Annotated in this window: 22 protein-coding genes and 1 other RNA gene; all 23 read left to right on the top strand. The window is 65.4% G+C overall.

Annotated elements, in window-relative coordinates; genetic code table 11:
- The first annotated feature begins 62 nt into the window (after positions 1 to 62).
- The 23 genes from OA2633_RS05475 to ligA all read left to right on the top strand — a co-directional run bounded on the left by OA2633_RS05475 (position 63) and on the right by ligA (position 25,856).
- A complete protein-coding gene (locus OA2633_RS05475; RefSeq protein WP_009801496.1) occupies positions 63 to 974 on the top strand; it encodes a DMT family transporter in 912 nt (303 codons plus the stop codon).
- Between the two features lie 9 nt (positions 975 to 983).
- On the top strand, positions 984 to 1,721 hold the full coding sequence (locus tag OA2633_RS05470; RefSeq protein ID WP_009801495.1) for an N-acetylmuramoyl-L-alanine amidase: 738 nt from the start codon (positions 984 to 986) through the stop codon (positions 1,719 to 1,721).
- A 68-nt stretch (positions 1,722 to 1,789) separates the two neighbouring features.
- Positions 1,790 to 2,164: a DUF2141 domain-containing protein gene (locus OA2633_RS15230; RefSeq protein ID WP_009801494.1), complete on the top strand. Its 375-nt coding sequence runs from the start codon at positions 1,790 to 1,792 to the stop codon at positions 2,162 to 2,164.
- A gap of 74 nt (positions 2,165 to 2,238) precedes the next feature.
- An RNA gene (gene rnpB, locus OA2633_RS15645) (RNase P RNA component class A) lies at positions 2,239 to 2,641 on the top strand.
- Positions 2,642 to 2,906: 265 nt separating this feature from the next.
- Positions 2,907 to 3,326: a division/cell wall cluster transcriptional repressor MraZ gene (locus tag OA2633_RS05460; protein WP_348764603.1), complete on the top strand. Its 420-nt coding sequence runs from the start codon at positions 2,907 to 2,909 to the stop codon at positions 3,324 to 3,326.
- The gene (gene rsmH / locus OA2633_RS05455) at positions 3,323 to 4,327 is read left to right on the top strand and encodes a 16S rRNA (cytosine(1402)-N(4))-methyltransferase RsmH (protein ID WP_009801492.1); all 1,005 of its coding nucleotides are present in this window, start codon (positions 3,323 to 3,325) and stop codon (positions 4,325 to 4,327) included. Before OA2633_RS05460 ends, rsmH begins: the two co-directional genes overlap by 4 nt.
- Positions 4,324 to 4,686 carry a hypothetical protein gene (locus OA2633_RS15225; RefSeq protein WP_009801491.1) on the top strand — a complete coding sequence of 121 codons (363 nt, stop codon included), beginning with the start codon at positions 4,324 to 4,326 and terminating at the stop codon, positions 4,684 to 4,686. The genes rsmH and OA2633_RS15225 overlap by 4 nt, the downstream gene beginning before the upstream one ends.
- Positions 4,683 to 6,521: a penicillin-binding protein 2 gene (locus OA2633_RS05445; RefSeq protein WP_009801490.1), complete on the top strand. Its 1,839-nt coding sequence runs from the start codon at positions 4,683 to 4,685 to the stop codon at positions 6,519 to 6,521. The genes OA2633_RS15225 and OA2633_RS05445 overlap by 4 nt, the downstream gene beginning before the upstream one ends.
- The gene (locus OA2633_RS05440; protein WP_009801489.1) at positions 6,518 to 7,975 is read left to right on the top strand and encodes a UDP-N-acetylmuramoyl-L-alanyl-D-glutamate--2,6-diaminopimelate ligase; all 1,458 of its coding nucleotides are present in this window, start codon (positions 6,518 to 6,520) and stop codon (positions 7,973 to 7,975) included. Before OA2633_RS05445 ends, OA2633_RS05440 begins: the two co-directional genes overlap by 4 nt.
- Positions 7,972 to 9,375, top strand: coding sequence for a UDP-N-acetylmuramoyl-tripeptide--D-alanyl-D-alanine ligase (gene murF, locus OA2633_RS05435; protein ID WP_009801488.1), 1,404 nt, complete (start codon positions 7,972 to 7,974; stop codon positions 9,373 to 9,375). The genes OA2633_RS05440 and murF overlap by 4 nt, the downstream gene beginning before the upstream one ends.
- Positions 9,376 to 9,390: 15 nt before the next feature.
- Positions 9,391 to 10,491 carry a phospho-N-acetylmuramoyl-pentapeptide-transferase gene (gene mraY, locus OA2633_RS05430; protein WP_009801487.1) on the top strand — a complete coding sequence of 367 codons (1,101 nt, stop codon included), beginning with the start codon at positions 9,391 to 9,393 and terminating at the stop codon, positions 10,489 to 10,491.
- A gap of 53 nt (positions 10,492 to 10,544) precedes the next feature.
- Positions 10,545 to 11,678 (top strand): FtsW/RodA/SpoVE family cell cycle protein, encoded by a 1,134-nt coding sequence (locus OA2633_RS05425; RefSeq protein ID WP_009801486.1) that lies wholly within the window; start codon positions 10,545 to 10,547, stop codon positions 11,676 to 11,678.
- On the top strand, positions 11,675 to 12,772 hold the full coding sequence (gene murG / locus OA2633_RS05420; RefSeq protein ID WP_009801485.1) for an undecaprenyldiphospho-muramoylpentapeptide beta-N-acetylglucosaminyltransferase: 1,098 nt from the start codon (positions 11,675 to 11,677) through the stop codon (positions 12,770 to 12,772). Before OA2633_RS05425 ends, murG begins: the two co-directional genes overlap by 4 nt.
- An 8-nt stretch (positions 12,773 to 12,780) precedes the next feature.
- Positions 12,781 to 14,175, top strand: a complete 1,395-nt coding sequence (murC, locus tag OA2633_RS05415) for a UDP-N-acetylmuramate--L-alanine ligase (protein WP_371262345.1) — start codon at positions 12,781 to 12,783, stop codon at positions 14,173 to 14,175.
- Positions 14,176 to 14,177: 2 nt separating this feature from the next.
- On the top strand, positions 14,178 to 15,101 hold the full coding sequence (gene murB, locus OA2633_RS05410) for a UDP-N-acetylmuramate dehydrogenase (RefSeq protein ID WP_009801483.1): 924 nt from the start codon (positions 14,178 to 14,180) through the stop codon (positions 15,099 to 15,101).
- On the top strand, positions 15,098 to 16,012 hold the full coding sequence (locus OA2633_RS05405) for a D-alanine--D-alanine ligase (protein ID WP_009801482.1): 915 nt from the start codon (positions 15,098 to 15,100) through the stop codon (positions 16,010 to 16,012). Before murB ends, OA2633_RS05405 begins: the two co-directional genes overlap by 4 nt.
- Positions 16,000 to 16,905: a cell division protein FtsQ/DivIB gene (locus OA2633_RS05400; protein WP_009801481.1), complete on the top strand. Its 906-nt coding sequence runs from the start codon at positions 16,000 to 16,002 to the stop codon at positions 16,903 to 16,905. Before OA2633_RS05405 ends, OA2633_RS05400 begins: the two co-directional genes overlap by 13 nt.
- Positions 16,906 to 16,917: 12 nt before the next feature.
- Positions 16,918 to 18,237, top strand: a complete 1,320-nt coding sequence (gene ftsA / locus OA2633_RS05395; protein ID WP_009801480.1) for a cell division protein FtsA — start codon at positions 16,918 to 16,920, stop codon at positions 18,235 to 18,237.
- A 141-nt stretch (positions 18,238 to 18,378) separates the two neighbouring features.
- Positions 18,379 to 19,950, top strand: coding sequence for a cell division protein FtsZ (gene ftsZ, locus OA2633_RS05390; RefSeq protein WP_009801479.1), 1,572 nt, complete (start codon positions 18,379 to 18,381; stop codon positions 19,948 to 19,950).
- 213 nt (positions 19,951 to 20,163) lie between these two features.
- Positions 20,164 to 21,063, top strand: a complete 900-nt coding sequence (lpxC, locus tag OA2633_RS05385) for a UDP-3-O-acyl-N-acetylglucosamine deacetylase (RefSeq protein WP_040612487.1) — start codon at positions 20,164 to 20,166, stop codon at positions 21,061 to 21,063.
- A gap of 150 nt (positions 21,064 to 21,213) precedes the next feature.
- Positions 21,214 to 22,047 (top strand): outer membrane protein assembly factor BamD, encoded by an 834-nt coding sequence (locus OA2633_RS05380; RefSeq protein WP_009801477.1) that lies wholly within the window; start codon positions 21,214 to 21,216, stop codon positions 22,045 to 22,047.
- Between the two features lie 24 nt (positions 22,048 to 22,071).
- Positions 22,072 to 23,772, top strand: a complete 1,701-nt coding sequence (gene recN / locus OA2633_RS05375; RefSeq protein WP_009801476.1) for a DNA repair protein RecN — start codon at positions 22,072 to 22,074, stop codon at positions 23,770 to 23,772.
- Complete coding sequence (gene ligA / locus OA2633_RS05370) at positions 23,769 to 25,856, top strand: NAD-dependent DNA ligase LigA (protein ID WP_009801475.1); 2,088 nt, start codon at positions 23,769 to 23,771, stop codon at positions 25,854 to 25,856. The genes recN and ligA overlap by 4 nt, the downstream gene beginning before the upstream one ends.
- Positions 25,857 to 25,934: the final 78 nt, after the last annotated feature.

Raw genomic sequence — 25,934 nt, 5'->3', positions numbered from 1 at the left:
TGAAAAGCATCGTGAGCGATACAGTGCTTGCAGGCTGGGGCCGGCTCGCTTAGAGCCGGTTCATGTCTTTACGCCACTTCGCTCTTCTGTTCGGTATCTGCCTGGTCTGGGGCTTCAATTTCGTCGTTGCGAAATGGTCGCTCTCAGGCACGCCTGTGCTGGTGGAAGGGTTCGAGGGCAGTCCGCCCTTCTTCTTCGCGTTTCTGAGATTCTTTCTGCTCTACGCCGTGCTCGGTCCTTGGCTGCGGCCCGTGCCCAAGCGCATGGGCGCAGTGATCGGGGCGGCGCTGACCATGGGCGCGATCCAGTTCGCGCTCCTGTTCGTGGGTTTGCGATACGCCTCCCCATCGGCGATCGCGATCGTGGTGCAGCTCGCCGTGCCCTTCACCACAGTGCTCTCCATTCTCTTCCTCAAGGAGAAAGTGCGCTGGGTGCGTGGCTCGGGCATGGCGATCGCCTTTGTGGGCGCGGCGCTGGTGGTGTTCAAACCGGCCGAGTTCTCCTTTACGGCCGGGCTGCTGGCCGGTGTCGGCGCTGCTTTCGCGGCGGCGGCGGGCTCGATCCTTGTGAAGAAGGCGGACATGTCCGCCATGTCGCTCCAGGCCTGGATCGGTTTGATCTCCTGGCCGCCGCTGCTGATCATGACCTTGCTGTCCGAACGCGACCAGATCGCGTCCTCTCTGGACGGTGGATGGCTGTTCGTCGCCTCGCTGGCCTTTACGGTTCTGCTGGTGAACATCTTTGGCCATGGCTCTTTCTATTACCTCCTGCGCCGCTATGACGCCTCGCTCATTGCGCCCATGACGCTGATGGGCCCGCTGATCGGGGTCATTCTGGGCGTGGTGTTGCTGGGCGATCCGGTGACCTGGCAGCTGATCGTTGGCGGCCTGCTGGCGCTGGCGGGCGTCGGCGTGGTCGCCGCGCGCCGCGCCAAGACCGTCGATCCGGCGACGCCCATGGGGCGACCGCGTTAGGAGATCGGAATGCAGGTGATCAAGCACGCCTCGCCCAATTTCAACGAGCGCCGCCTGCCGCTCTCCATGCTGGTCCTGCACTATACCGGGATGGAAACGGGGGAGGCCGCGATCGAGCGTCTGGCCGATTCCGATGCGGGCGTCAGCGCGCATTATGTGGTCGAGGAGACAGGTCGGATCATCCAGATGGTCGCCGAGGACAAGCGCGCCTGGCATGCGGGCAAGGGCGTCTGGCGTGGCTGCGAGGATGTGAATTCGGCCTCCATCGGCATCGAGATCGTCAATGGCGGCCATGATTTCGGTCTGCCGGACTATCCCGAAGCGCAAATCGTGGCGGTTCTGGCCCTGTCCCGGGCCATCCTGTCCCGTCATCCCATTGCGGCCTGTGATGTCATCGGACACTCTGATCTTGCGCCTGACCGCAAGCAGGATCCGGGCGAGAAATTTCCCTGGAAGCGTCTGGCCGAGAATGGCGTCGGTCTGTGGCCTGATCCGGCGCCGGCCGGTTTTGCGCCGTCTGCGCCTGGCGATGACGGCGAGGCTGTCGAGGCCTTGCGTCAGTCCCTCTTTGAGATCGGTTATGGCGTTGCGCGTACGGGGGCTTATGACGACGCCCTGAAGTCTGTCGTTCTGGCCTTCCAGCGACGCTTCCGTCCAGACCTCTTGAGCGGAAATGCGGATGAGGAGACGTGCGTCCTCATCGAGGGTCTGCGTCGGAAGGTGACATCTGTCACTTCGAAAAGGTGACGCCTGCAACCTGATCAGGGGGCGGGACACGGGCAGTCTCGGGGCAACAAAGCAAAGGAGCTTGCCCCATGTTGTTGTCCTTGATCGCCGCTCTGGGCTCCGTGTCCGTCACCGTCAGCACGCCGAACCCGGAAGGCGACATGTATGTCTCCATCTGTTCGGAAGACACCTTCCTGAGCGGCGCCTGCGAGCATGGCCTGCGCCGAGCCGCGACGGCTGAAGACGTTTTCGTGTTCGACGATGTGCCGGCGGGGCAATGGGCGGTGCAGGTCTGGCGGGACCCTGAAGGGGATGGCGAGATGCGCACCATGGCGTTCGGCATCCCGGCCGAGCCGGTTGTGATCTCCAATGATCCGCCCATGAATTTCGGTCCGCCCCGGTTCCGCGATGCGGCCGTGACCGTTGGAGAGGCAGGCGTCGAGCTTGAGCTTTCTATCCGCTGATTGCTTGCCTCGCAGTCAGACAGACTGGCCGTCGCGCTTGACCGCGGCGGCCTTTTTCTTGATGGGATGATCCATCAGAGGGCCGGGCGGCCGCTGCTGCGAGAGGGGAAACCCTGCAGGAGAGGAAAGTCCGGGCTCCATGGAGGCAAGGCGCCGGGGAAATCCCGGCGGGCCGGTTCGCCGGTTCAGGGACAGCGCCGCAGAAATCAGACCGCCGCACTCAGGTGCGGCAAGGGTGAAACGGTGGGGTAAGAGCCCACCGCCCCGACCGCAAGGAAGGGGGCACGGCAAGCCCCGCCTGGAGCAAGACCGAATAGGGACCCGCGCTGTGCTTCGGCGCAGCAGACGCGCCTCCGCGTCGAGGTCCGGGTAGGTTGCTGGAGGCGTCGTGCAAGCGGCGTCCTAGAGGAATGGTCGCCCCCGGTCATCACATGGGATGACATGGGACAGAACCCGGCTTACAGGCCCTCTGATCCTGTTTTTCAGGTGTTTATGGTGCGCAAAAGGTTAACGCGACGCCTGATCTGTTCTCAATCTGTTCTTGATCTTGTGTCCCGCTTTACGCGGGATTTTCTGTTTTCATGCGGGAAAACGATCTGCGCAACAGGTTAGAACCATTGTAACCCATGCTTTCCCATGTTATCCCATAGTTAACCCGCCAAGATGGGGCGCGGGTGAGTATGGGGCTTAACCGGTCATGTTCGTCTCCACGACGACAAACGGAATCGATGCGAAGGGGCGGGTGTCTGTACCGGCCGATTTCCGCGCGACCGTGTCCGGCCAGGGCTTTCCCGGCATTTATGTCTGGCGCTCCTTCAACGGCCCCTTCCTGGAAGGGGGCGGCCAGCGCCTTCTCGAAGACTATTCGGACGCCATCGAGGATCTGGACCCGTATGATCCGGCCCGGACCGCGTTCGAGCGTGTGATCTTTGGCGGCGCGAAGGCGCTGAGCTTTGACTCCACGGGCCGGGTCTCCTTGCCGAAGGAATTTCTCGACCATGCCGGCCTCGACAAGCAGGCGGTCTTCATCGGCATGGGTAAGCGCTTCGAGATCTGGGATCCGACCGCCCATGCCGAACAACAGGTCGATGATCTGAGCTTTGCGCGCGACAACAAGTCTGCGCTGCGTCGTCCGTCTCGCCGCCGGGGAGATGAGGCATGAGCGATCAGCCGCATATCCCGGTGATGCTCGACGAGGTGCTGACCCATCTGCAGCCGCGCGATGGCGGCCTCTATGTGGATGGCACCTTCGGCGCGGGCGGTTATACGCGCGGCATTCTGGGCGCCGCGGACTGCCGGGTGCTCGGGATCGACCGCGATCCGAGCGCGCGGGAAACCGCCGAACGGATGAAGCCCGCCTACAAGGGCCGGTTCGCCTTCGGGTTCGGTCCGTTCTCCATGATGGAAGACATCATCGAGGCGGCGGGCAGCTCTGGCGTGGACGGCGTAGTGCTCGATCTCGGGGTCAGCTCGATGCAGCTTGATCAGGCCGAGCGCGGCTTTTCCTTCCAGAAGGACGGCCCGCTGGACATGCGCATGTCCCAGTCCGGCCCGACGGCGGCGGATGCAGTGAACCATCTTGAAGCCCATGAGCTGGCGGCGATCTTCAAGGTCTATGGCGAGGAGCGTCATGCGCGCCGCGCCGCGAACGCCATCGTGCGCGCCCGCGAGGTCGAGCCGATCACCCGCACGCTGGTGCTGGCCGATATCATCGGCAGGGCTGTCGGCGGCAAGCCGGGGCGCATCCATCCGGCCACCCGCTCGTTTCAGGGCTTGCGCATCTACGTCAATGACGAGCTGGGCGAACTTGTGCGGGGGTTGCAGGCCGCCGAACGCGTGCTCCGGCCCGCCGGGCGTCTGGTGGTCGTGACATTCCATTCGCTGGAAGACCGCATTGTGAAGACCTTTCTGCGCGAACGCGCCGGGCTCACGGGCGGCGGCTCGCGCCATCAACCGGAAATCCAGGCTGAACGCGACCCCAGCTTTGCGCTGGTCAGCAAGAAGGCCCTGTCCGCCACCGAAGCCGAGGCCGCTGAAAACCCGCGCTCTCGGTCGGCCAAGCTGCGCGCCGCGATCCGCAATGAGCACGAGGCCTGGCCGCGTGAGGATGAGGGCTTTGCGGGCGTTCCGTCCTATCGCCGTCTTGAGGAGTGTGTTCAATGATCCGCATCGTTGAAATCGTCGGCGTTCTGGTCGCCGCCGTTCTGCTCGCCGCGCTTTACGTGGCCAAGTCCGGTACGGCGAACGATCAGGAGAAGCTCGCTCAGCTCCAGGCCGAGCTCGCACGGGAGCGGGGGCGGATCAGTGCGCTGGACGCAGAGATCTCTCACCAGGAAGAGCCCGAGAATCTGCGCCGTCTGGCGCGCGCCTATCTGGGCTTTGAGCCGGTGCGCCCCGAACAGGAGCTGGCCTTTTCCGAGCTGCCGCGTCTGAGCGCAGAGGATGCGCCGGAAGGCCTGCGCGATCCGCAGGACGCGCTGGCGACGGCGCGTGTCTCCTACGCTCAACCCGGACGTCAATGATGAAGTTCCTCCGGCGCTTCTCGCGGCGAGTGCGGGTCAGTGATGACCGTCGCGCCACGCCGCCTGCGCCGGTGGAGAGCGCCCCGGCGCGGGCCATGCAGCGGGTGCGCATCGAGAACCGCGCCAACAAGGCGGGGCGTCGTCGCTCGCGTCTCAGCGTCATTGGCCTTGTTCTGAGCGTCGGCTTCGTCATCTCGGCGGGCCGCGCGGTGCAGATCGCTGCTTTTGGCGCTCTGGCGAATGACGAAGAGGAAATGGTGGTCGCCGAAACGGCTCCGGTGCGCCGCGCCTCGATTCTGGACCGTGATGGCGAAATCCTCGCCGCCACACTCGATTTTCACTCGGTCTACGCTGACCCGCTCTATGTCTGGGATGCGGAAGAGGTGGCGCAGCAGCTTGCCACGGTCCTGCCGGATCTCGATGTGGAGCGTCTGACCCGGCGCCTGTCGTCCAATTCCCGCTATGTGCCCATCGCGGACGGGCTCAGTCCGCGCATGCGCCAGGCGATCCACCTTCTGGGCCTGCCTGGCATCTATTTCGAGGTCGAGCCGGGTCGCATCTATCCCAAACAGCGCGTTGCTGCGCATCTTGTGGGCTATGTGGACGGACAGATGCAGGGGGTCGCCGGCGCCGAGCGCGCCTTCGAGGCGGAGCTGGCGGAGGGCGGCCGCCCGGTCAGCCTGTCCATTGACCTGACGGCGCAATACCGTGTCGAGAGCGTGCTGCGCGAACGCATGGCCGCGCACCAAGCGGCGGGCGCTTCCGCCGTGCTGATGCGCGTGGGGACGGGCGAGATCATCGCCATGGCCTCGCTGCCAGATTATGACCCCAACCGCTTTGCCGAAGCGACCGCCCCGGGCTCTGACATTGATCCCCTGTTCAACCAGCCGGTCCAGGGCGTCTACGAGCTGGGCTCGGTGTTCAAGCCGCTGGCGCTGGCGGCCGGGCTGGAAGCGGGCAGCGTGCACATGGATGACGTCTATGATGCGTCCTCGCCGGTGCGGATTGGCGGACACACGATCGGCGACTATCGCGGCGAGAACCGGCCGCTGACGGCGCGGGAAATGGTGCTCTATTCCTCCAATATTGCTGCGTCCCGCATGGCGGATGTCATTGGCGCGGATGATCTGACAGGGTTCTATTCCGACCTGCGTCTGTTCGAGGCGCCGCCCATCGAGCTGATGGAGGCGGCGGGACCGAACCTGCCGCGTCGCTGGGGCCGCATCCAGACCATGACCGCATCCTATGGGCACGGTTTCCAGGTCAGCCCGCTGGCGCTGGCCGCGGCTTATGCCGCGCTCGCCAATGGCGGCGTCTATACGCCGCCGACCCTGCGTCCGGTCGCTCCGGGCGAAACGGTCGCCGGGGTGCCCGTGATGAGTCCCAGCGTGGCGGCCCAGGTGCTGGGCGTGATGCGCGAATATGTGGCGCGGTCCCAGACCGGATCGGCCGATGTGGAAGGCCTGGCGGTGGCGGGCAAGACCGGCACGGCGGAACGCGTGGTGGGCGGCCAGTATATGGAGCGCAACACCTTCAACACCTTTGTCGCCATATTTCCGTTCGATGATCCGCAATATGTGCTGACCGTGTCCATGGACCGGCCCCAGCCGACCCCGGAAACCCATGGTTTCTCGACCGCGGGCTGGACCTCCATGCCAGCAGCCGGCGAGATCATTCGGTCGCTGGCCGGCGTGCTGGACATTGACCGTCATGACGCCGACCCTGAGGCTCAAGTCTCAGTCGTCGCTGAATTGTTTGCGCCCCGTCCGCGGCTGGTGGCTCCGTCCGAAGAGCCGGTCGCGCTGGAAGACGCCGAAACCGAGGACCTGCAATGATCCGCACGCTTGCTGACCTTCTGCCCGAGACGCTGAGCGCGCCCCAGGGAGCGGATGGCGTAGAGGTGACGGGGCTGGCGCTCGATAGCCGCAAGGTAAGGCCTGGCGATCTGTTCGCGGCCCTGCCGGGCGTGAAGGTGGACGGCGCGCAATTCATCCCGATGGCGATCGAAAAGGGCGCGGTCTGCATTCTGGCCCCCAAGGGCGTGACCGCCCCCGTCCCGGTGATCGAGGCCGAGGATCCCGCCGAAGCCCTGTCCGCCATCGCGGCGAATTTCTATCCGCGTCAGCCCGCCACCATCGCTGCGATTACCGGCACCAATGGCAAGAGCTCCACCGTCGAGTTCCTGCGCCAGATCTGGGCGAAGGCCGGAATCGAGGCGGCGGCGCTGGGCACGCTTGGGGTCACCCGCGCTTCGGGTCGCACCGATGTGGGCTATACGACCCCGGACGCCATCGCCCTTCACAAGAGCCTGGACCTGCTGACCGAGGAGGGCGTGACCCATCTCGCCATGGAAGCCTCCTCGCACGGGCTCAAGCAACGCCGCATGGACGGGGTGCGCCTCTCGCTGGTGGGCTTTACCAACCTCACCCAGGACCATCTCGACTACCATCCTGATTTCGAGGACTATTTTTCATCCAAGATGCGGCTGTTCTCGGCACTGGCCCCGATGGGCGCGCCCGCCGTCATCAACATGGATTCCGACTGGTCCCAGCGTGTCGCCCAGGCCGCGCAATCGGCGGGTCTGTCGCCGGTCGAAATCGGTTGGCGCGGTCGGGATCTGACCGTGCACGAAATCACGCCGCATCCGGCGAGCCAGATGGTGCGATTCAGCTGGAAGGGCGAGGAGCGGGAGGTCGACCTGCCGCTGATTGGCGAATTCCAGGCGGCGAACGCCTTGGGCGCTGCGGCCATGGCGATCGCCAGCGGCGTCTCGCCGGATGCCGCTTTTGAAGCCATGGGCCAGCTGACAGGTGTGGCCGGACGTTTGCAGACGGTGGGCACAACGAAGGATGGCGCGCCTGTGCTGCTCGATTACGCGCACACGCCCGACGGCCTGGACAAGCTGCTGCGCGCCGCGCGTCCGCACACCCAGGGGCGGATCATTCTGGTGTTTGGCGCGGGCGGGGATCGCGACCCGACCAAGCGCGCCCCAATGGGTGAGATCGCCGCTCGCCTGTCGGATGTCGCCATCGTCACCGATGACAATCCTCGCTCTGAGGACCCCGCCGGTATCCGCAAGACCATTCTGGCCGCCTGTCCGGGCGCGCAGGAGATCGGTGACCGCGAGGCGGCGATCCGGGCCGGCATCGAGATGCTGAAAGCGGGCGATGTGCTGCTGGTGGCGGGCAAGGGGCATGAGACCGGTCAGATCCTCGCCGATCGCATAATTCCCTTTGACGAGACCGAGATCGTCACCCGCATTCTCAAGGAGCTGGGGGGCGAGGCATGACCGCACCGCTCTGGACGGCGAGGGACGCCGCCGAAGCGTCGCAGGGGCGGCTGACTGAAGGCGGCTGGGCTGCGTCCGGCGTCTCCATCGACACGCGGACCCTGCAACCCGGCGATCTTTTTGTGGCGCTCACTGCGCAGCGCGATGGCCATGACTTCGCTCAGGCTGCGCTCGACAAGGGCGCAGCCGCGGTTCTCGTGTCCAATCCGGAGGCCTGCTCGGGGCCGCGCCTGGTGGTCGAGAATGTGCTCGACGGTCTGATCCGTCTGGGCGAGGGCGCGCGTCGCCGCTCGGACGCCGTGCGCGTGGGCGTGACGGGGTCTGTGGGCAAGACCAGCGTGAAAGAGGCGCTGGCGGCGGTGTTCATAAAGGCCGGCCCGGCGCACTGGTCCGAGAAGAGCTATAACAATCACTGGGGCGTGCCGCTGACATTGGCGCGCATGCCTGAAGCGACCCGTCACGCCGTCTTCGAGATGGGCATGAACCATAAGGGTGAGATTTCCGAGCTGACCCGCATGGTGCGTCCGCATGTGGCGATGATCACCAAGATCGCGCCCGCCCATCTTGAGAATCTGGGCTCGATGGAGGCCATCGCCGACGCCAAGGCCGAAATCTTTGAAGGGCTTGAAGCGGACGGCGTGGCGGTGATCCCCGCCGATGACGAGTTCGCCCCGCGACTGATGCAGGCGGTGCAGGGATCGGGCGCCGGATTCATGCTTGATTTCGGTCTTACTCCGGGCGCCGCGGTGCGCATCCTGTCCTATGATGAGGGACCGGATGGAGGCGTGGGCCGCATGGATGTGATGGGCAAGCCGATGGATTTCCGCTTGCGCCTGCCCGGCGCGCATCAGGCGGTGAATGCGGCGGGAGTGGTGGCGGCGGCGCTGGGCGCCGGCGTCGACCCGGACCTGGCGCTGGACGCCCTGTCAGAGCTGAAGCCGACCGAGGGGCGGGGCGTCGCCTTTTACGCCCAGCTCTCCAGGGGGCGCGTCATCGAAGTCGTCGATGAGAGCTATAACGCCAATCCCGCCTCCATGCGGGCGGCCTTTGGCGTGCTCAAGCTGCGCAAGCCGTCAGGGCAGGACCGCAAGATCGCCGTTATTGGCGAAATGCTCGAGCTCGGGCCTGACAGTCGCGCCCTGCATGCCGCTCTGGCGGAACCGCTCATCACCGCGGGCGTCGATCAGGTGATCGGGGTGGGCGAGGGCGCGCGGGCGTTGATGGATGCCTTGCCTGCGGAGCATCGCGCCGCCTGGTGCGAGACCGCAGAGAGCGCAATTGAAACCTTGAGCGAACTGGCGCGGGATGGCGATGTGGTCCTTGTTAAGGGATCAAACGCTTCCGGTGTTCATAAACTTGTGTCATCGCTGCGCGACAAAGCCAAACCTGCCTCCGCCTGAAGGGCCTGACCGACTATGCTTTATCTTCTGCTGTCTCCGTTCGCAGACCAGTTCCAGGCCCTTAACCTGATCAATTACCTGACGTTTCGGACCGGGGCGGCAATGATGACCGCCTTTATTCTGGCGCTGGCCATCGGCAATCCCTTCATTGGCTGGCTGCGCACGAAGGGCTCCCAACCGATTCGCACCGATGGTCCGGAAAGCCATATCGTCGCCAAGGCGGGCACCCCCACCATGGGCGGCTTCATCATCCTCGCGGGCATTCTGGCGGGTACGCTGATCTGGGGCGACATCTCCAACCCCTATCTGTGGGTGGTGATCTTCGTGACCGCGGGCTTTGGCGGCATCGGCTTCATTGATGACTGGCGCAAGGTCACCAAGAAATCCACCGAGGGCCTGTCGGGCAAGGGCAAGCTGATCCTGCAATTCGCCATCGCGGCGGTGGCGGTGGTGGCCATGGTCTACCTGCTCGACACCGCGCCGGACACGCCGGACAACTTCGCGACGTCCGTGGCCGTGCCCTTCTTCAAGGATCTGATGGTCCCGCTCAGCTTCGCCTTCTACCTGTTCGGCATGGTGGTGATCGTCGGCGCGTCCAATGCGGTGAACCTCACCGATGGCCTTGATGGCCTCGCCATCGTGCCGGTGATGATCGCGGCGGGCAGCTTCGGCTTCATCGCCTATTTCGTCGGCTCCTCGGTCTATTCCGAATACCTGTTCCTGAACTTCACCCCGGGCACCGGCGAGCTTGCCGTGATCTGCGGCGCAATGATCGGCGCGGGTCTCGGTTTCCTCTGGTACAACGCCCCGCCCGCCATGGTGTTCATGGGCGATACCGGTTCGCTGTCTCTGGGCGGCGCGCTGGGCACGATCGCCGTGGCGGTGAAGCACGAGATCGTTCTCGTGATCATTGGCGGCCTGTTCGTGCTCGAAGCCGTGTCGGTGATGGTCCAGGTGGCGAGTTTCAAGCTCACCGGCAAGCGGGTCTTCCGCATGGCGCCGATTCACCATCATTACGAGAAGCTGGGCTGGGCGGAATCCACCATTGTGGTGCGGTTCTGGATCATCGCCTTCGTTCTGGCCCTGATCGGCCTGTCGACCCTGAAGCTGCGATAGGGCGCGCTTGCCGGTCTGAGCCGCGCAAGGAGCCGCCGAACTAGGAAGAGCCCATGAGCACCCGTCGCAAGGCCGGATTGTGGAGCGGACTGGACCGCCCGATCCTGGTCATCGTGATCTTTCTGATGACGATCGGGATTGTTCTGGCCTTCGCCGCCAGCCCGGCGGCAGTCGAGCGCACCAGCTGGATCGACGATCCGTTCTATTACCTGTATCGCCAGCTCTTCTTCGTCGGTGCCGGGCTTTGCATTCTGGGCTTCACCTCCGCGCTGTCCGTGACAGGGGTCAGGCGGTTCGCGGGGCTGGCGCTCGTCGCGGCGTTAATCACGCTGGTTCTGGTGCTAGTGCTGGGCGCGGATGTGAAGGGCGCGACGCGCTGGATCAGGATCGGATCCTTTTCACTGCAGCCTTCCGAATTTCTCAAGCCGGCCTTCGTGGTCATCGCCGCTTGGCTGTTCTCCGAAGAGGATCGCGGCGCGCCGGTGCCGGGACGGCTGGTGGCGTTCGGCTTCTACGGCGTCTCGGTCGTGCTTCTCATGCTGCAGCCCGATTTTGGCCAGACCGTTCTCATCTCGCTGGTGTTTGGCGCGCTCTTGTGGGCGGGCGGCCTGTCCTGGCTGCATTCCATGGTTCTGGGCGCTCTGGCGCTTGTGGGCGGCGGCGGCGCCTATGTCGCTCTGCCGCATGTCCGCGATCGCATCCTGGATTTCATTGGCCCGGGCGGCGAGCGCACACAGACCGAAACCGCGCTCGACGCCATGGCGCGCGGCGGCGTCTGGGGCGCGGGTCCCGGCGAGGGACAGGTCAAGCACCTCCTGCCTGAAGCGCATACGGACTTCGTCTTCTCGGTGGCGGCGGAGGAATATGGCCTGATCGCTTCCCTCGCGATCATCGGGCTTTACGCGCTCCTGTTCGCGCGCGCCTGGATGCTGGGTTTGCGTCTGACCGATCCGTTCGCCCAGCTCGCCACGTCGGGCCTGGCATTGCTCTTCGCGCTGCAGGCGCTTGTGAATATCGGCGTGAATCTCGATATCGCCCCGCCCACCGGCATGACCCTGCCCTTCATCTCCTACGGGGGATCGTCCATGCTGGCCCTGTGTTTCTCTGCGGGCTTGCTGCTGGCGCTGACCCGCCGCCGTCCCGGCGCCTATGCGCCTCGCCCTCGTCAGGGAGATTTGTCCGCGTGACCCCCAAACGTCTGCTCATCGCCGCCGGCGGCACCGGCGGCCATATGTTCCCGGCTCGCGCCACCGCGGACGCGCTCATGGCGCGCGGCTGGTCGGTGAAGCTGGTCACCGATGCGCGCGGGGCGCGTCACGCGACAGACTTTCCCGGAGAGCCGGTGAGTGAGATCGAGGCGTCGAGCCCCTTCGCCAAGAACCCGGTCAGGATGGCGCAGTCGGTGCTGAAGCTGACCCGGGGCGTGTTTCAGGCCCGCACCATCATGGCTGAATTCAAGCCCCATGTGGTCGCCGGGTTTGGCGGCTATCCCGCCTTTCCGGTTCTGAGCGCGGCGTGGAGCTATTCCATTCCCCGTATCATTCACGAACAGAACGCCGTTCTGGGACGGGTCAATCGCCTGTTTGCGGGCTCGGTGGTCAGTGTCGCGTCCGGCTTCGCCCGGCTCGACAAGATGCCCCAGGGCGCTGTGCACGCCGTCACCGGCAATCCCGTGCGCGCCCATGTGCTTCAGGCGCGTGAAGTTGACTATGCGCCGCCCGGGCCGGAAGGCGAGATCCGGCTTCTGGTGCTGGGCGGGTCGCTGGGCGCGCGCATCCTGTCTGAAACCGTGCCCCGGGGGGTGGCAGCCTTGCCGGAAGACTTGCGCCTGCGCCTGAAGGTCGTTCAGCAGACGCGTGAAGAGAGCCTTGATAGCGCGCGCCAGGTGTACGCCGAAGCCGGTGTTCAGGCGGAGCTCAGCCCGTTCTTCCGCGATATGGGGCGGCTCTACGCCGAGAGCCATCTCGTGATCTCGCGCTCGGGCGCGTCATCGGTGTCCGAAATCGCCGCGATCGGCCGTCCCGCCATATTCGTGCCCCTCGCACTTGCGATGGATGATCACCAGACGGCGAATGCCGAAGGACTGGTGCGCAAGGGCGCAGCCGACATGATCACCGAGGCCGACTTCACCGTGGATCACCTGCGGGCGCGCCTTGAAACCCTGTTGGCGGACGGCGAAGCTCTGGATGCGCGCGCGCGCCTGGCCCGGACAGAGGGCCGACCTGACGCTCATGAGCGTCTTGCTGATCTGATTGTACAAGCTGCGGAGCCGAAACTCTGATGCCGCCCATTGATCTCGCCGCCTCGGTTGGTCCTGTTCACTTCGTCGGCATTGGCGGCATCGGCATGAGCGGCATCGCCGAAGTCATGCTGACGCTCGGCTACAAGGTCACGGGCTCGGACATCAAGGACAGCGCCAATGTCCAGCGCCTGCGTGAGAAGGGCGCGGTCGTCCATATCGGCCACGCCGCGGAGAATGTGGAGGGCGCGGGCGCGCTCGTCGTCTCGAGCGCCGTCAAGAAGGACAATCCTGAACTCGTCGCCGCGCGCGCCAAACGCACCCCGGTGGTGCGCCGCGCCGAGATGCTGGCGGAGCTGATGCGTCTCAAGCACGCGGTGGCGGTCGCGGGCACCCACGGCAAGACCACCACGACCTCGCTGGTGGCCTGCCTGATGGATGCGGCGGGCTTTGACCCGACCGTGATCAATGGCGGGATCATTTCCGCCTATGGCTCGAACGCCAAGATCGGCGAGGGCGAGTGGATGGTGGTCGAGGCCGATGAAAGCGACGGCTCCTTCCTCAAATTGCGCGGCTCGGTCGGGATCATCACCAATATCGATCCCGAGCATATGGAGCATTACGGCTCGTTCGACGCCTTGCGCGACGCCTTCGCCCAGTTTGTCGAGAACCTGCCGTTCTATGGGTTCGCCGTGCTGTGCATCGATCATCCTGAAGTGCAGGCGCTGGCCGCGCGGATCGAGGATCGCCGGGTCATCACCTATGGCTTCTCTCCGCAAGCGGATGTGCGCCTGTCCAATCTCGTCATGGACGAGACGGGTGGTCATTTCGACCTGACCTTCCAGCCGCGTGGAATCGAGCCGGTCACCTGGGCGGGGATGAGCCTGCCCATGATGGGCGAACACAATGTGCTCAACGCCGCAGGCGCTCTGGCGGTGGTTCAGGCGCTGGGCGGCGGCGAGGAGGAAGCGCGCACGGCGCTGTCGGGTTTCACCGGGGTCAAGCGCCGCTTCACGATCACGGGCCAGGCGCATGGCGTGACGGTGGTGGATGATTACGGTCATCACCCGGTCGAGATCACGGCGGTGCTGAAAGCCGCGCGCCAGCGCGTGGGCGCGGGACGGGTGCACGCCGTGGTGCAGCCGCACCGCTATTCGCGCCTGCATGATCTGTTTGAGGATTTCTGCACCTGCTTCAACGACGCCGACAGCGTCTGGGTGACCCCGGTCTATGCTGCGGGCGAAGCCCCGATCGAGGGGGCGAGCCAGGACTCCCTGGTGGCGGGCCTGCAACGTCACGGCCATCGCAATCCCAATGCGACGACCCGCGAGACCCTGCCTGACGACCTCAAATCGGTGATGCAGCCGGGGGATCTGATCGTCTGTCTGGGCGCAGGCGACATCACCGCCTGGGCCGCAGACCTGCCTGCCCGTCTGGAGGGCTGAGCATGGGCTGGCCGTCCCTTCTGGATCGCCTGCCGTCCGTGCGCGGCAAGCTGATCGAGAACGCGTCCCTTGCTGATATCACCTGGCTGCGTGTGGGCGGTCCGGCGCAGGTTCTGTTCCTGCCCGCCGACGCAGCTGATCTGGCGCGCTTTCTGGCCGAAACTCCGCGCGATATCGACGTGCGGGTGCTGGGCGCCGGTTCCAATACGCTGGTGCGCGATGGCGGCCTGCCGGGCGTGACGGTCAAGCTCACCCCCGCCTTCGGCAAGGTCGAGGCGCTGGAGAACAATCGCATTCGCGCGGGCGCCGCCGCGCTCGACAAGATGGTCGCCAAGGCGGCCGCGAAAGCCGGGATCGCCGGACTGGAATTCTATGTGGGCGTGCCGGGCGCCATTGGCGGCGCGCTGCGCATGAATGCGGGCTGCTACGGGACCGAAACCAAGGACGTTCTGGTCGAGGCCGTCGCGCTTGATCGCACCGGACGACGCATCATCGCGCCGGTGGAAGAGCTGGGCTACGCCTATCGCCATTCGGACGCGCCGGAAGACTGGATCTTCATCGAGGCGGTATTCGAAGGGCAGGCGGATGATCCTGAAGCCGTCACAGAACGCATGAACGCCATCACCGAGCGGCGCGAGGCGAGCCAGCCCATTCGCGAGAAGACGTCCGGCTCGACCTTCAAGAACCCCGATCCGGAAACCTCGGGCGGGCGCTCGGCCTGGCAATTGGTGGATGCGGCGGGCTGGCGCGGCAAACCCATTGGCGGCGCGCGCTTTTCCGAACAGCATTGCAATTTCCTGATCAATGACGGCACGGCGACCGCCAGCGATCTCGAAACCCTGGGCGAAACCGTGCGCGCCGAGGTGAAAGACAAGTTCGGCGTTCAATTGCACTGGGAAGTCAAACGGATCGGAGAGCCCGAATGAGCAAGCATGTGGCGGTTCTTTTGGGCGGGCGCAGTCCGGAGCGCGACGTCTCGCTTGTATCGGGCAGGAAGGTGATCGAGGCGCTGGAAGCCAAGGGCTATCAGGTCTCCCCCATCGATCCTCGCGATCACGACTGGATCGACCAACTCGACGGCGTAAAGCCTGATGTGGTGTTCAATGCGCTGCATGGCGATTGGGGCGAGGATGGCCGGGTGCAGGGCGTGCTCGATTATCTGGGCTATCCCTACACCCATTCGGGCGTCGCGGCGTCGGCGCTGGCCATGGACAAGCAACGCGCCAAGGCGGTGCTGCGCGAGGCGGGCATCCAGTGCCCTGAAGGCCAGTTGATCAGCCGGTTCGAAGCCGCGCGTGACCATGTCATGAAGCCGCCCTATGTGGCCAAGCCCAATGCGCAGGGCAGTTCGGTGGGCGTGGTGATCGTGCCTGAGGGCGCGAACCGTCCGCCGGCCATTCTGGGCTCGGAGGACTGGCCCTATGACGAGGAAGTGCTGATCGAGCGCTTCATTCCGGGCCGCGAGCTGACTGTTGCGGTCATGGGCGACAAGCCGCTGACCGTCACCGAGATCGTCCCCAAGACCGCCTTCTATGATTACGACGCCAAGTATTCCGATGGCGGCTCGGTGCACCAGCTGCCCGCCGATGTGCCGCAAGCTGTTTTTGACGAGTGCATGGCCGAGGCGCTGAAGGCCCATCAGGTCCTTGGGTGCCGCGGCCTGACCCGGTCCGATTTCCGGTATGATCCGGAAACAGGCGGCGTGTGGTTACTCGAAATTAACACCCAACCCGGCATGACTCCCACATCCCTCGCGCCCGAACAGGCGGCGCACTGCGGCATCGGTTTTCCCGATCTCGTAGCGTGGATGGTGGAGAATGCGGCGTGTCCAAACTGAAGGCCGCCGGCGCTCGAGACACATCGAAAGCCCGGCGCAAGTCAAAGACAGCCCCCAAAGCGGCGGGCGGGCGCAAGCTGTCCAACTGGGCGGCGGCGCAATGGCGTGCGGCGCGGAACCGGGCGGGCTACGCCTTCAAGCTGATTCTCACCGTTTGCGGCGTCCTCCTGGCGGGCACGGTCCTGATCCTCACCGCGTTTGGCCAGATCGATGATGTGGGCGGAATGCTGGCCAGTCGGGCCGAGCGCGAGCTTGAAACCGCGGGCTATACGCTGGACTGGCTTGATGTGGCGGGCGCTGAACGCACGGGGGTTGAAGAAGTGGCCCTCGCTGTGGGCGCCGCGCCTGGCCGGGGGCTGAGCCGCGTGGATCTCAATGCGGCGCGCGACTCCATCCAGTCACTGAGCTGGGTGAAGTCCGCCGAGGTCCTGCGCCTGTGGCCGGACCGGATCGCGGTGCTGATCGAGGAGCGCCAGCCCTATGCCATCTGGCAGATCAACCAGACCCATCATGTGATTGATCCCGATGGCTATGTCATCGATGCGGCGGATCCCCGCGACTTTCTGGACCTGCCGCGCGTGGTGGGAGAAGGCGCGAACCGTGAAGCCCATGCTGTGATTGCGCTGCTCGAGCTTCATCCTGAAATTCGCGACCGTGTGACCAACGCCATTCGCGTGGGCGAGCGGCGCTGGAATCTGCGCCTGCAGAGCGGCGGCGATGTGCTGTTGCCAGAGGATGATCCGGCGAGTGCGCTGGCGTTGCTGGCGGCGATGCATGAGGAACGCGGCGTGCTCGATTACGAGGCGCAGATCCTTGATCTTCGAAATGCCGGGGAGATGGTCATGCGCCCCTGGCCGGACCGGGCGGCGGAACGCGCAGGGCGAGGGGCTTAAGCGATGGGTGCGATGGGGTTTTTCAAGTCAGGAGGCGCTGCAAGCGCCGCCACGCCGCCGCGCAAGGCGGGCGTGTTCGCCGCGCTTGATATCGGCGCGTCCAAGACTGTGTGTTTCATCGCCAAGACCGAAGAGACGCTGGCGGGCCTGCGTCCGCGGGTGATCGGGGTCGGCCACCAGTCCACGCGAGGCGTGCGCGCCGGTCAGGTGGTGGACGTCAATCTGGCGGTGGACAGCATCCGCGCGGCGGTGGAGAACGCCGAGCGCATGGCCGGGCACACGGTCAGCGAGGTGTATCTGGCGGCGTCCGCGGGCGCCCCCGCGAGCGCGCGCATCTCCGTCGAGATGGATCTCGCCGCCCGTGAAGTGACCGACCGGGATTTGCGCCGCATTCTCGCCGAGGCGCTGCGCCGTCACCATGAACAACGCCGGGTTCTCCTTCACGCTTTGCCGCTCTCCTGGCGCGTGGACGGCCATCGCGGCGTCAAGGATCCGCGCGGCATGTTCGGCGAAAGCCTGGGCGTGGACCTGCATCTGGTCAGCGCCGCCGCCGACCCCTTGCAGAACCTCATTTCCTGCGTCGAGCGCTGCCAGCTGACCGTCGCGGGCGTGGCGGCGACGCCCTATGTCTCCGGCATTGCGGCCTTGGCGCCGGATGAGCGCGATCTCGGCGCGCTGCTGATCGATATGGGCGCACATACAACGACCGTGGCCGTCTTCAATGAAGGCTCTCTACAGCATGTGGACGGGGTGCCGGTCGGCGGCGCCCATGTCACCAACGACATCGCCCGGGGGCTGTCCACGCCGGTCAACGCGGCCGAGCGGATCAAGGCGCTGCATGGGTGTGCGCTTGATAGTCCCGATGACGATCAGATCATGATCGAGACGCCCCCCGTGGCCGGGTCTGGCGTGGTGACCATGAACCAGCAGCCCAAGGCGCTTCTGAACGCCATCATCCGGCCGCGTCTGGAAGAAGTCTTCGAAATGGTGCGTGATCGGCTGGACGCCGCCGGCGCCGCCAGCGCGTCGGGCCGCTCTGTGGTCCTGACTGGCGGCGCGGCGCAATTGCCGGGCGCCGCCCAGCTGGCCGGTCGGGTGCTGGGCAAGCAGGTGCGTCTGGGGCGTCCTGATTCGCTCGCCGGACTGGGCGATGCGGTCAGCGGTCCGGGCTTCAGCGCGGCGGCCGGTCTGCTGCTGCGATGTGTTCAGGGGCCATCAGAAGCAATCTCCGGCCCGCCCCGGTTTGACCAGGGTCCGGCCCGCATTCGCGAACGGGCGACGGGCGAGGGCGGCATGAAGGCGGTCTGGCGCTGGTTCGCGGAAAGTTTCTAGACTCCTCGAACAGACTCAGGGTCCTGTTATTCTATGCGAAAAAAGGTTTGCTCTGAGGGGAGCGGCTTAACGCTCGATTAAACAAGCGAGCGCAGTCTCACGGGGTGATTCGTTAACCCTGCCGCCCCACGGAGACCTGCCATGCCCTTGAACCTGTCCGCGCCGGAAACCACCGAACTGAAACCTCGCATTCTTGTGTGTGGTGTCGGCGGCGCCGGGGGCAACGCCGTTAACAACATGATCGACGCCCAGCTCGAGGGCGTGGACTTTGTGGTCGCCAACACCGATGCGCAGGCGCTTCAGCGCGCGCGCACCGATCGCCGCATCCAGATGGGCGCTGCGATCACCGAAGGTCTGGGCGCTGGGGCGCGCCCGGAAGTGGGTGAACAGGCGGCGGAAGACTCCCTGGCGGAAATCCAGGAGCACCTGCAAGGCGCGCACATGGTGTTCATCACCGCCGGCATGGGCGGCGGCACCGGCACCGGGGCTGCGCCTGTAATCGCGCGCGCTGCGCGGGAGCAGGGCATCCTGACCGTCGGCGTCGTGACCAAGCCGTTCCATTTCGAGGGCACCCGCCGCATGCGCCTGGCCGAATCGGGCATTGAGCGCCTGCAGGAGCATGTGGACACCCTGATCATCATCCCGAACCAGAACCTGTTCCGGATCGCCACCGAGAAGACGACCTTTGCGGAAGCCTTCGGCATGGCCGACCAGGTGCTGCATTCGGGCGTGCGCGGCATCACCGACCTCATGGTCATGCCGGGCCTGATCAATCTCGACTTCGCTGACGTCCGCACCGTGATGAACGAGATGGGCAAGGCGATGATGGGCACCGGCGAATCCAGCGGCGAGAAACGCGCCGTGGAAGCCGCACACAACGCCATCAACAATCCGCTGCTCGACGATGTGTCGATGAAGGGCGCCAAGGGCGTGCTCATCAACATCACCGGCGGCATGGACATGACGCTGTACGAAGTCGACGAGGCCGCCAACGAGATCCGCAACGAGGTCGATCCGGACGCGAACATCATCGTCGGCTCCACCTTCGACCCCGAGCTGGAAGGCATCATCCGCGTGTCCGTCGTGGCCACCGGCATCGACGCCGAACTCAACGAAATGCATGACCCGCGTCGCCGTCAGGGCGCCGAGCCGGTGGCTCCGGTCTGGAAAGGTCGTGAAACCCGCCCCCAGCGGCAGGCCGAGCCCCTGGTGCGTCGCGCTTCTGACGCCGTCGCGGTGAATGAAACGCCGCGGGCCGAAGCCCCGTCAGCGCCGCAAGTCACGGCGCGCGGTGGCGACACGGTCAGTGCGCCGGACAGCTTTACCGGCGGACAGCCGGTCCATCCGGTCGCCAAGCCGGCCGTTGTCGAGACCCGTGAGCGCCTTGAGCGTGAAATGACCCACCCGGCCGAGCCGCAGGCGCACATGCAGCACCAGCAGCCGGTCGAGGTCCAGCCGCAGCAACCGGTTCAACAGCCCAAGGCCGAAGACGCCCAGCCTGCCCGTGAGCCGCGTCGCGGTCTGTCGCTGTTCGGCCGCCGCAAGTCCGCCCCGGTCGAGAACAAGGCGCCGGCCCAGCCCGAGCGTCCCTCTGTGGTCAGTCCGGTCGAGTCCGCACCGCGTCCGAGCCAGCCGTCTGGCGACCTGTTCGGCGAGGAACTGGACGAGAACGAGCTGGAAATTCCGGCCTTCCTGCGTCGCCAGGCCAACTAGGCTCTAGCGCCAACTCCTTGAAAACGCGTCGCTCTGTCAGTCCAGAGCGGCGCGTTTTTCATTGCGCCCCCGGTTTCGTAACACGGTGCAACAATCCTTTAATTGCGGGATGCATCACGGCCCGTAGTGTGCAGGGCGAGGGGCGGAGCCTGTTAAGCATCTTCCTGCATGTCAGGCTCCTGGATTGATAAAAGACTGGATTGGGCTTGCTTCATGATTGAACGCGCAACATTGGCGGCGCCGGCGCTTTGCGCCGGGATCGGCCTGCACACCGGAGCCCGTGTTCGCATGGCGATGAAGCCCGCCCCTCTGGGGTCGGGCATTGTCTTTGAGCGGACCGATCTCGATGTGTCGGACCGTCTTGTTCCTGCGCGCCGCGAGTTTGTGCGCTCGACGGATCTGGGCACCACTCTGGTTAATGACGCCGGCGCCTCGGTGGCGACGGTGGAGCATCTGATGGCGGCGCTGGCCGGTCTGGGCGTGGATGATCTGATCATCGAGCTCGACGGTCCTGAGGTGCCGGCCATGGACGGCTCGTCCGCGCCGTTTGTCGACCTGATCCTGCATGCCGGCCTGAAGACCCGCCCGGCGCCGCGCAAGGCGCTGCAGGTGCTCAAGCCTGTCGAGGTCGAGGATGGGGCGCGTCATGCGGTCTTCCTGCCGGCCCTGCGCCCCGGCATTGATGTCGAGATCGACTTTGACGACCCCGCCATTGGTCGCCAGCACTTCGCCTTCGAGGTCAGCCGCGCCAATTTCCAGGAGCTGGTCGCGCCGGCGCGCACCTTCGGTTTCCGTCGTGAGTTCAGCGCGCTCCTGAAAGCAGGACTGGCGCGCGGCGGCTCCATGGAAAACGCCGTGGTGGTTGATGATGACGGCGTCGCCAACCCCGAGGGTCTGCGCTTTGCGGACGAGTTCGTGCGTCACAAGGCGCTCGATGCACTGGGAGATCTGTATCTTCTTGGCGCCCCGATCATCGGGCTCTACAAGGCGCATCGTCCGGGGCATGGCCTGAACGCCAAGGCCCTCGCGGCGCTGCTGGCCGATGAAAGCGCCTGGCGCTGGACCTCCATGAGCGACAGCTCGGTGCAGAGCGAGCGTCTCGTTCATTCCTGATTTTCCCGTCAAAAGCCGATCTTATTCACACTCGGCCTGACAGGGTGCTTTTGCCCGCGCCCGCGATGGGTTAAACTATTCTCAATACCTAAGAGTCCGCTGCGTTCCGAACCCCGGGGCAGGCGGTCGCCGGCTTGAGGGCGTACGTCCATGAAGACTGTTCTGCGTGTTGCACTACTGGGCGCCGTCGCCTTGTCCCTGACTGCCTGTGCAGGGCGGGATCGCGAAGAGCTGGCCTATGTGGAGCAGCCTGTCGAGACGCTCTACGCGGAAGCCTTCGACAAGATGCAGCGCCGTCGCTATGACGAGGCGGCCGCCTATTTCGACGAGGTGGAGCGCCAGCACCCGTTCTCCGAATGGGCGCGCCGGTCCATGCTGATGGCCGCCTACGCCAACTACCGCCAGTCCAAGTATGACGAGGCGATCTCGGATGCGCAGCGCTTCATCGCGCTCCACCCGGGCAATGCCAGCGCGCCTTACGCCTATTACCTGATTGCGCTGAGCTATTATGAGCGCATCTATGATGTGGGCCGCGACCAGTCCACCACCCAGCAGGCGCTGCAAGCGCTGGAGCAGGTGGTGCGGCGCTATCCCGACACGCCCTACGCTCAGGACGCCCGTCTGAAGATCGACATGACCCGCGACCACCTGGCCGGCAAGGAAATGAGCGTGGGTCGCTGGTATCTGCGCAATGGCTATCACCTGGCGGCGATCAACCGCTTCCAGAACGTCATCCGCGATTACGAGACCACCAGCCATACGCCTGAAGCGCTGCACCGACTGGTCGAGGCCTATGTCAGTCTGGGCGTCGACGAGGAAGCGCGTCAGATCGCGGCCGTTCTGGGTTACAACTTTCCGGGCTCGGAGTGGTATGAGGACAGCTATGACCTTCTGACCTCGCGCGGCATCGCCGTGCCGGGATCGGAGGATCAGGAGCGCGAACCGTCCCTGCTGCGGCGCGCCCTGAACCGCGTCTTCGGCTAGGCTCGAACCAGATTGCGAACCTGAATGCTGGCTTCGCTCTCCATCCGCGACATTGTCCTGATCGACACGCTCGATCTGACGTTTGACGCTGGTCTGTCCGCGCTGACGGGCGAGACCGGTGCGGGCAAATCCATACTTCTGGGCGCTCTGGGGCTGGCCTGCGGCGAGCGCGCCGAACGGGCCCAGGTGCGCGCCGGCGCCGACAAGGCCGTGGCGACCGCCCTGTTCGAACCGCCTGTCGGCCATCCTGTTTATGCGCTGCTCGATGAGGCGGGCGTCATTGTGGAGCCGGGTGAGCCGGTGATTCTGCGCCGCACCCTGACCGCCGATGGTCGCTCCCGCGCTCATGTGAATGATCAGCCCGCCAGCGTGGGTCTTCTGGCCTCACTCGGCGAAGTGCTGGTCGAGATCCACGGCCAGCATGACGGGCGGGGCCTCATGGACCCCAAGAGCCATCGCGGCCTTTTGGACGCCTATGCCGATGCGGACGCTGAGCTCAAATCCGTGAAGGCGGCCTGGAAAGCCTTGAGCGAAGCCCGCCATCGCCTGGATGAGCTGACGGATGCGCGCGACAAGGCCGCGAGCGAAGAGGCGTTCCTGCGTGACAGCGTGGAAGAGCTTGAAGCGCTCAACCCGCAGACCGGCGAAGAGGACGGTCTCGCCGCCGAGCGCAAATTCCTCCAGCAGGCCGAATCAGCGCTCTCCGAACTTAACGACGCCATGGATGCGGTGGCCGGGGGCGATGGCCTCTCCAACCGTCTCAACACCGCCCTGCGGGGTCTCGAACGCGTGCGCGCGGCTCTTGAAGGCGCGGAGGGCGGGGAAGGCGAGGCGGGCGCAGCCCATGCTTCGGTCGAGCGCGCCGCGGGGGCGCTCGATCGCGCGCTCATCGAGTTCAACGAGGCCGAGGAGGCGCTGTCTGAAGCCGCCGCCCGCTTTGATGTGGAGCCGGGCCGGCTCAATGAGGTGGAAGAGCGCCTGTTCGCCCTGCGCGCCGCCGCTCGCAAGCATCATGTGGACGTGGATGAGCTGGCCGAGCTGCGCGATCGCCTCGCCAGTCGTCTCGACATGATCGAGCACGCCGACGACCGGCTGAAAGAGGCCGAAGGCGCGCTCAAGGCCGCTGAAGCCGATTACGGCCGCGCCGCGAAAGCCCTGACCGCAAAGCGCAAGAGCGCGGGCGATACGCTCGCTGGCGCGGTCGAGGCCGAACTCGCGCCGTTGAAAATGGACAAGGCGCGCTTCCGGGTCCGCGTCGAAACCGATGAAGACAAGCCCGGCACCTCGGGCTGGGACAAGGTCGCCTTTGAAGTCGCCACCAATCCCGGCGCGCCGTTCGGTCCGCTCGACAAGATCGCCTCGGGCGGCGAGCTCTCGCGCTTTGCGCTGGCGCTGAAGGTCTGCCTTGTGGGCGATGACGCCCGCACCATGGTGTTTGACGAGGTGGATCAGGGCGTGGGCGGCGCCGTCGCCGATGCGGTCGGTTCGCGCCTGAAGCGTCTCGCTGAAACCGGTCAGGCGCTGGTTGTGACCCACAGCCCGCAAGTGGCCGCCCGCGCCGATGCGCACTATCGTATCGAGAAGGCGGAGCAGGGCGAGGGCATGCGCACCACGGTGCGGCGCCTCGCCGAAGCCGACCGCCGAGAAGAGATCGCCCGCATGCTGTCGGGCGCGGAAATCACCGATGCGGCCCGCGCCGCCGCCGACCAGCTGATGGGCTCATGACCGCTGCGCTAAAGGATGTAAACGCGCTGACCTCCGATGAGGCCGCGTCCGAGCTTGAACGTCTCGCCCGTGAAATCTCCAGGCACGACAAGGCGTATTACGAAAAGGACGCGCCGAAGATCTCGGATGCGGCCTATGACGCCCTGCGTGCGCGCAATAGCGCCATCGAGGCGCGCTTTCCCGAGCTCAAGCGTAAGGACAGCCCGTCTGACCGGGTGGGCGCGAAACCGTCCGAGCAGTTCGGTGAAGTGGTCCATGCCGTGCCCATGCTGTCGCTGGGCAATGCGTTCGAAGATCAGGATGTGCGCGATTTCGCCGACCGCATCCGCCGCTTCCTCAATCTCAAGGACGAGAAACTCGTCTTCACCGCCGAGCCCAAGATCGACGGGCTGAGCGCCAATCTGCGCTATGAACAGGGCGAGCTGGTGATCGGCGCCACGCGGGGCGATGGCCGGACGGGCGAGAACGTCACCGCCAACCTCAAGACCATCGCCGACATTCCCCACAGGCTTGAGGGCGATGTTCCGGACGTGCTGGAGGTGCGCGGCGAGGTCTATATGAGCCACGCTGATTTCGCCCAGCTCAACGCCATGCAGGAAGAACGCGGCAAGCCCGCCTACAAGAATCCGCGCAACGCCGCCGCCGGCTCCCTGCGCCAGATCGACCCCAATGTGACGGCAGAGCGCCCGCTGCGCTTTTTCGCCTATGCCTGGGGTGAGCTGAGCGAGCCTCTGGCCGAGACCCAGTATGACGCCGTCAAACGCCTCGGGCAGCTGGGATTCGTCATCAATGACGACATGGTGCGGGTTGAGAGCGTCGAGGATGTGCTCGCCCATTACCGCGCGCTCGAAGCCAAACGCGCCGATCTCGGCTATGACATTGATGGCGTGGTTTACAAGGTGGACCGGCTCGACTGGCAGGAGCGGCTGGGCTTTGTCGCCCGCGCGCCCCGCTGGGCGATTGCGCACAAATTCTCGCCCGAAAAGGCCGTCACCCGGCTCAACGCCATCGAGATCCAGGTGGGCCGCACAGGCGCGCTGACCCCTGTCGCCAAGCTCGAACCCGTCACCGTGGGCGGGGTGGTGGTGTCGAACGCCACCTTGCACAATCAGGATGAAATCGAGCGCAAGGATGTGCGCGTGGGCGACACCGTGATTATCCAGCGCGCCGGCGATGTGATCCCGCAGGTGGTTGAAGTCGTCCTCGACAAGCGCCCCGAGGCCGCCGAACCCTTCGCCTTCCCCACCCTGTGCCCCGTTTGCGGCAGCCATGCCGTGCGCGAGGAGGGCGAGGTCGTCCGTCGCTGCACGGGCGGTCTCATCTGTGACGCACAGGCGGTCGAGCGGCTCAAGCATTTCGTCTCCCGCAAGGCGTTCGACATTGAAGGGCTGGGCGCCAAACAGATCGAGGCCTTCTTCCATGAAGGCCTCGTCAAGCAACCCGCCGACATCTTCACCCTGCGTGCACGCAACGAGGCGGGCGAGATCAACCCGCCCATCCAGACCCGCGAAGGCTGGGGCGAGCGCTCGGCGGCGAACCTTTTTGGCTCCATCGATCAGCGCCGCAATATTGGCCTCGCGCGTTTCCTGTTCGCCCTCGGCATCCGTCATGTGGGCGAGGAAACCGCGCGTCTGATCGCGCGCAGCTTCACCAGCTGGCAGGTCGTGCGCGAGACAGCGGAAGCCGCGAACGAGCCTGGCGAAGCCTTCGCCGCCTTCATGGACATTGACGGCATTGGCGAGACGGCGGTCAAAGCCCTCGCCGAATTCTTCGCCGAAAGCCACAATCAGGACGCGCTCAACGCCCTGCTCGCCCATGTGACGGTCGAAGACGCCGAACAGGTGGCCGCCGAAAGCCCCGTCGCGGGCAAGACGGTGGTGTTCACCGGTTCTCTGGAACGCTTCACCCGGGACGAGGCGAAGGCCAAGGCGCAATCACTCGGCGCCAAGGTCTCGGGCTCCGTCTCGGGCAAGACCGACATCCTCGTCGCCGGTCCCGGCGCGGGCTCCAAGCTGAAGAAAGCGCAGGAGCTGGGCGTCCAGACGATGACCGAGGATGAATGGCTGGCGCTCATCGGGGGGTGAGCGCCTCTCCCTCTCAACGTGTCATTCACCGGTTTATCCGGTGAACCCATGCCGTGACCTGTGATCTGAGCCACCGGC

Source organism: Oceanicaulis sp. HTCC2633 (assembly GCF_000152745.1).
GTDB lineage: Bacteria > Pseudomonadota > Alphaproteobacteria > Caulobacterales > Maricaulaceae > Oceanicaulis.
This window is presented reverse-complemented; position numbering and strand designations above follow the sequence as displayed.